This is a genomic window from Mediterranea sp. An20 (assembly GCF_002160055.1).
GTDB classification, from domain to species: domain Bacteria; phylum Bacteroidota; class Bacteroidia; order Bacteroidales; family Bacteroidaceae; genus Bacteroides; species Bacteroides avicola.
The window spans coordinates 41,628-48,118 of the sequence record NZ_NFJV01000027.1 but is presented as its reverse complement, the minus strand read 5'-3'; the positions used below and the strand labels follow the sequence as shown (position 1 = coordinate 48,118).

Annotated in this window: 8 protein-coding genes; all 8 read right to left on the bottom strand. The window is 47.8% G+C overall.

All coding sequences use genetic code 11. The annotated features are described in order from the left end of the window. Positions 1-628: 628 nt before the first annotated feature. On the bottom strand, positions 629-1,114 hold the full coding sequence (locus B5F34_RS13865) for an SMI1/KNR4 family protein (protein WP_087340197.1): 486 nt from the start codon (positions 1,112-1,114) through the stop codon (positions 629-631). Positions 1,115-1,180: 66 nt separating this feature from the next. Next, on the bottom strand, positions 1,181-2,296 hold the full coding sequence (locus tag B5F34_RS13860; RefSeq protein ID WP_087340195.1) for a site-specific integrase: 1,116 nt from the start codon (positions 2,294-2,296) through the stop codon (positions 1,181-1,183). Positions 2,297-2,307: 11 nt separating this feature from the next. Then, positions 2,308-3,114, bottom strand: coding sequence for a hypothetical protein (locus B5F34_RS13855; RefSeq protein WP_087340193.1), 807 nt, complete (start codon positions 3,112-3,114; stop codon positions 2,308-2,310). Next, positions 3,111-3,686, bottom strand: a complete 576-nt coding sequence (locus B5F34_RS13850; RefSeq protein ID WP_087340191.1) for a hypothetical protein — start codon at positions 3,684-3,686, stop codon at positions 3,111-3,113. Before B5F34_RS13850 ends, B5F34_RS13855 begins: the two co-directional genes overlap by 4 nt. Before the next feature lie 14 nt (positions 3,687-3,700). After that, positions 3,701-4,159 carry a hypothetical protein gene (locus B5F34_RS13845; protein ID WP_087340189.1) on the bottom strand — a complete coding sequence of 153 codons (459 nt, stop codon included), beginning with the start codon at positions 4,157-4,159 and terminating at the stop codon, positions 3,701-3,703. Positions 4,160-4,198: 39 nt separating this feature from the next. Then, positions 4,199-4,852, bottom strand: coding sequence for a hypothetical protein (locus B5F34_RS13840; RefSeq protein ID WP_087340188.1), 654 nt, complete (start codon positions 4,850-4,852; stop codon positions 4,199-4,201). 20 nt (positions 4,853-4,872) lie between these two features. Next, positions 4,873-5,916 carry a DUF3137 domain-containing protein gene (locus B5F34_RS13835; RefSeq protein ID WP_087340186.1) on the bottom strand — a complete coding sequence of 348 codons (1,044 nt, stop codon included), beginning with the start codon at positions 5,914-5,916 and terminating at the stop codon, positions 4,873-4,875. A gap of 8 nt (positions 5,917-5,924) precedes the next feature. Beyond that, positions 5,925-6,491: a LemA family protein gene (locus tag B5F34_RS13830; RefSeq protein ID WP_204245611.1), complete on the bottom strand. Its 567-nt coding sequence runs from the start codon at positions 6,489-6,491 to the stop codon at positions 5,925-5,927.

Genomic DNA, 6,491 nt, shown 5'->3' with positions numbered 1-6,491 from the left:
AAACGATGTTTCCAGAACCATTTGTGTAAATTTGGACATACTCATTAGCAAAGATGTCTCTTTCTTCTGTTGTTGCCATAATCTTTTAATTTTTAATTGTTTTACTATTGCGGATAATGTTTGGCAGCGTTCCGCTTATTCAGTCGGTTTGCTGTTTGTTAGCAACCATTCTTAATTTATTGTGTAGATAATATGGAATAGAAATTATTAAATTTCTCAATCAATTCATCAAACGACGTAAACTCGTATCTTTCGCAAAGCAGGCAATTCTCGGTTTCAATGTTAAGAATTTCCATTACACAAGAATTGTCATCCCATAATGTTACACGACCTAAATTAGTATCACTATCAATATCAACATACATACTATGTACATATTTCGTATTTTCATGTATTGTGTATGTACATGATTGATTGTTCAGTTGCTTTTTTATATATGAAATGAATTTTCGTATCATATTATTTTAATTGGTTGCTAATGTTTGGTGGCTAACCGACTTTTCGGGGAGGTTGAGCCACTTGTTATTCACTCATTTTATCATTTCAGGAAATTGATTAACATTACATTGATTGCTCCATACATATCTGTAATCTTCTAATTATAGAATTCTGGAAAATACAATATTGATCAAATTATCGGACCATCGGGATCTTCTTTTAATTTCAGAAGAAATTCTTCAATTGAATCTGCCAGTAAAACACCTTTTTCCCCCTCGTCATAAAAATCAGCATATACTTTAGGTTCATTATCTTTGAAATCAAGATATAGCAGATTATTTGAGCCATCGTGTCCCCATGGGAGAATCTTACATTTTCCCCAATTTTTCCAATTCCTTTTTTTTATTATCGTAAATATATTATTACCGTATTTGTCATTTTCTTCGTCACTATCAATGTGGTAAAAATCATTCACAATAAATGCCTCAAATTCATCATTTGGATTTCTGTAAAAAAAATTCTCTTTAACTCTTCCTCCATTATTCGCAATATAAAATTCTTTATATGATAATGGTAATGATCTTTGGATTATAAGTTCTAAAGCTCGAAAATCTTTTTCATCTACTTCTTTTGCAGGATTAAAAGAATAAAAATGAAGTTTGTTTATAATTTCCATACCAATTTATTTTAGAGTGAATAACGTTATACTATCAGCGAAATCCGCTGTTATTTTCTTTAAGTATCAAGTCTCGTTGTCCTCCATTATTAAGTCGTCCAACGGGCTCTTGATATTGCTTTTATAGGTGTCAGCGATGTGGACATACCGCTCCGTTGTCTTGATGTTGTTATGTCCCATCAATTCCTTCACAATCTTGATGTCCGTCCCTTGCTCCAGCAGATGCGTGGCAAAGGAGTGGCGCAGCAGGTGCGGATAAATCCGTTTCGTGATGCCCGCCTCCTGTGCGGCGGCTTTCAGCCGTTTCGACACAATGCTTTCCGTAAAGGGTTCGCCCGGCCTGCGCTCGAAGAGCCACACTTGGGGCTTATACAGACGGTTGTATTCCGCCAGTTTCTTCATCAGCGGCCTCGACAGCAGCGTGTACCGGTCTTTCTTGCCCTTGCCCTGCCGCACCCGTATCAGGTTGCGGGACTCGTTGATGTCTCCCGGCTTCAGTTCCAGCAGTTCGCTGATGCGCAAGCCGGCGGAGTAAAGGATGGAGAACATGCAGAAGAAGCGCAGGTCTTTCGCCGCCACATCGAGTATCCGCTTGATTTCCTCCTTACTCAGCACGTCGGGCAGGGTCTTCTCGCGCTTGGCACGGTTCACCTTGTAGCACCGCCGTTCCTGGCCGAGCACTTTCTCGTAGTAGAACTTGATGGCGTTGATGCGCTGGTTCTGCTGGCACGAGGATATGTTCCGCTCACGGATGAGATACAGCAGATAGCCGTTTATCTCGTCGGATGTGATAGCCTTTACATCCCGCCCCCTGAAATGCTCCTGAAAATCCCGGAAGTAACCGGTATATACCCGTACCGTGTGGTCGCTGTAACGCACCTGACGGAGCTTCTCCAGATAGCCGGCGGGCAGCGGCGGACGGCTGTCCTCCTCTTTCCGGGGCGTGTAGCCCTTTATGGCGGAGTAGTCGATAAACGCCATCTTCACATAGCGGTCGAAGAACTCCGCAAGCACGAAGCTCTCTTCCGGCAGATAAGCCCTGCCGCCGACAAGCTGCACGCCTTCCTCCTTCGACAGCGGCAGGCGCAGGCCGTCGTGGTCGAAGGCTACCTCAATGAACTTCCTGCCGTACCTGACGGTAGGCGAAAGCCTGATTCGGGGTTTTGCTCGGTATGTTTCCATCTCTGTCAGTTTTATTTGTCCCACTCGTTCAGTATTTCACCGCTCAAGTGGTCGAAGCGCATCCAGTGCCCGGTCTCGCGCCCGTCGGTGTATTCGCCTTGGGTAACGATTCCTCTGTCGTCTATTTCCGTCCAGTCGCCATGCTTGTAGCCGTTCTTGAATGAGCCGCACTTGTAGGCGTACAGTTTGCCGTGCAGGTGGGCCGTGTATGAGTAGATGCCGTCCAGCTCGCCGTTCTTGTAATGGCTGACGGTTTCGCTGCGCCATCCTCGGGCGGTGTCCTCGTTGAACTCCCATTGCTTTCCCTCTTTTCGGTCGTCAATATAACTGACCTCATAAATCAGTTGGCCGGTTTTAGGGGCGAAACGTTGTTCCTTGCCGTTTTTCTTTCCCTCCTTGTATTCCTGTATCATATCAGGCTTGCCATCGGCGAACCAGGTCCGTACCGTGCCTTCTATTTTCCCATGCTGCATGGGAGCCTCGCGTTGCGGGGTCTTCCCGTCCTGGTAATAGGTGACGAACAGTCCGTGCCGTTTGCCGTCGGCATACGCGCCCTTTTCCCGCAGCACGCCGTCACGGTAGCGCCTGTACTCGCCCTGCTTGACTCCCTTCGAGAAGTGTACGCTTTCTTCGTCCGGTCCCCGCAGGATGCGGTATTCACCCGATAGCGGACACTTGCCGTCTTTCAGGTAATGGACGACCGTTCCATCTTCCGCATCCGTAAGGGTACGCAAGTCGCTGTACGCTACAATCTGCTGTGCGAAGCTGCTGCCACACAGCAGCAAGAGGATGCCTGCCAGTATGATTTTTGTTTTCATATCCTTCCTGTTTTTTTCGTTGGACAATACCCGGCTACCTCCGTCACGCTACTCTTCCTGTCAGGGTACAAACAAAATCCGGCGGCATTCGGACACGGGAAACCCGTTGAATGAATACCGCCGGACATGGCTTTCTTTCCGCTTTGCTCACACGGACAAGGAGGAATGTTGTTTCTTTGATGAGGGTAATCGGTGGTCGGGGATAACCGGACAGGGACAGGAGATAAGGAATCTCTTCTGTCATCCCCTTGGGGAATGGCAGCACAGGCTGTATCATCTATAAGAAATAACTGCCTGCTGTTCCATCTTGTGCCGTCATAGTCCATTATGATATAACTGTCCCAATACAAAGGTATAGAATTTTTTCGCCCTGTAGCAGAAATGAAGGTTAAAGATAGCTGTATAACGGCATTTTTCCTCATCTTTTCCCCCTTACTGAAATGTTTTATCTCCCGGCGACAGATGGTTTCGACAAGCCACAGGAACGGAATACCCGCCACGGCCAAATAGCCGCAGTGGGATTCCGGTTCCGCAAATACGGATAAGTCCTTCAGCCTGTCATGCCATTCCATATCCTATTATCTGTTTATTTCTTCAACAGGGCTACAAACTCTTTGAGCTGGGGTAATCCGTCAAAGAAGTCCAGGTCGAACCTGATGGTAGAACCGTTTGCCAACGATACTGCCAGAATACCGTTGTCGTAATTATAATCTACATTGGATATTTCTGACAATGTAAAAGAACGCATTTCGACCTTCCCTTTGCTGATGACGGGATAGGTCACATTGTTTCCGTCAACTGTGATGACACCGCTCTTTGCAGACAATTTCCCGGCTTGCCGTATCTTTCTCCATGCCTTGAACACGAGATACAGACCGACAAGGGCAAGGATGATGGCTGTCGGCAATGGACCGAGAATACGGGCAGTACCAATTTTTATACCGAAAGGATAAACTATCGGAACTATTATCAGCGCGGCACCGATAAGGATTTCTGTCAGATTATCTTTGATGGACGATTTGGAAGAATAATTGAATGTCGTCATATTCAGATATTAATTAGTGAAGTAATCCGTTCGGTGACATTATTTTATGAAAAAGTACCAGATAAGCAGAGCCACAGTGATGATTATAGACAGAACCGTCATGGCTGACTTGTATTTCTCGACAGCCGGAGATTCCTGTGGTGCCTCAAATTCCAGTATGGTAGGCGCTTGTCCTATCATCTTGTTTGAAATAGTCTCTATCTTGAATTGGTTGGGTTGCTTTTCCACTCCAACAAGGGCATGGTGGCAGTCAAGTTGATATGCCTTTCTTGGCGACAAGACCATTTTAGTAAATAGGATAATGCCGTCATAGTGGTCACTTATCTCCATAACAGAGTCTCTATCTTCCTCTTTTTCCACTATGTGTCGTCCGGTATCGGGATCGATGATGTAGTAGTCATATCCGCTGGACTGTACTGAATCGTACCGGATTTCACCGATTTCCAGCATCTCGACTTCAGCTTTGATGCTCTGCAGGGTGGCATCGTCAATCTCAGTGCCTTTTATCGGACAGGCGTATAGGCAATACCGGCTGTCTTCGTGCATCACGGTTCGGATAGGATAGATATTCACTATTTTACGCCCCTCTAACTTCAGGTATGTCTTTGACAGTTTGCCGATAGCCTTTTCGTCATATCCGGCAGGAATAGCGCCTCCTTCGAGGACGGCTGATAAATTTTTGAGTTCACTCATGTTACAATTCTTTTTATTTGTTAGTAATTGGGTTTATTGTTTATCTCACTTTCTATAAGGAAACAGAAATTCACTTCCTTGTACAGTTGCTCCAGCAATTGCTCATCGTCCAGTGACTTACGTCCGGGACGCAGGAATCCGTCCGGCGTTTCCGATGCGTAATAGAGCATGTTGCCGTTGAACGAGAGCATCAGGTCGCGGTCGAACGACTTACGCAGTTCCGTCAGTTTCCTCATCATCGCCGGGGTGAGTATCATGCGGGCTTCCACCTCGTCGTCCGCATAAACCACGAACAGCCTCTCAAACTCCGGGTCTTCCAGATGTACGAACTTCGCGCCGTATTTGTCCTTGAAGCCCTGCACCGTTTGCGCGAGATAGCCGACTTTGCCCTCCAGATGGTCGGGCAGTAGCATCACATATCCCCGGAAGGTGCGGTGGAGCGCACAGCACCCGAACATGCCCCGGAAGCTGTGCATGGTGCTCTCAATACGGCTACCGAAGATTGGGCGGATGAAATACTGGTAGGGCACCTCAAGGAAGTTGAAGAAAGAGAAATCCTTCTTGTTAGAGGATGTGATGCCCACGTCGGCCACGGTAATGCAACGGTCGCCGGACGGGATTTCCACATAGCCGTAGCACGTCGAGCTGATCGGGACGTCCGAACCCGGAGTGGCGAACAGCCGGCTGTTTTCCAAGGCTTTCGGGTTCATCCTTGCGGTCGGCGCATACCGAGCCGAGGGGAACAGGGCGGCCAGGATACCGGCCATCAGTCCGTTTTCCTGGCGGTTCAAGGCGTTGAAGCTTTTCATGAAGGCGTAATGGAAGATGCAGAACGCAATGAAGCCGGCCATGATATACTTCCAGTTGTTCATCGAGGTTTCGTAGTCTGTCGTCTCGTAGTTGACCAACAGGCTCCCGAAAAGGCAGAAGGCAAACCAGCACAGGGTAGCGGTATAGACAATGATTGTCAGACACCGCACCACCCGCCGCAACCGGCGGACACGGGACAGCCCTTTCCGCAGATGCTGCGACAGGGCCTTGAAATCTATGGGGTTCTGTTCCATACTTTCCGCTATTTGAACATTTCCTTTACATTCACCGCAGCCATCTCGGTTTCAGGGAACTCGACCAGTTCCTGCTGCTCATGCTTGCGCCACGATGCGACTATCGAGGACGGAAACATTTCGATGGCGTTGTTGTAGTCGGTCACGGCCGCATTGTAGGTGCGGCGGATGGCCTGGATCTCATTCTCCATTTCCGCTATCTGGTACTGGAGGTGGTGGAACTGTTCGTTGGCTTTCAGCTCCGGGTAGTCCTCCACCGCCACGTTCAGCTTGCCCAGCAGGGACGAAATCTCCGTACCTCCCTTGATCTGTTCCGATTCGGACGCGTTGGAAACCTTGGAACGCAATTCGGCAATGCGGGTAAGTATTTCGTTCTCATGCCCCATATATGCCTTGACGGAGGCGACAAGATTGGGAATCAGGTCGTTCCTTTGCTTCAAGGCCACGCAGATGCCGCTCTTGCATTGCTTTACACGGTTCTTCTTCGCGATAAGGCTGTTCGAGGTCACGATCCCCCATGTCACCACGAGCAGGACGACAAGTCCGAAAACAGATGCTATGATAATGGCTGCCAT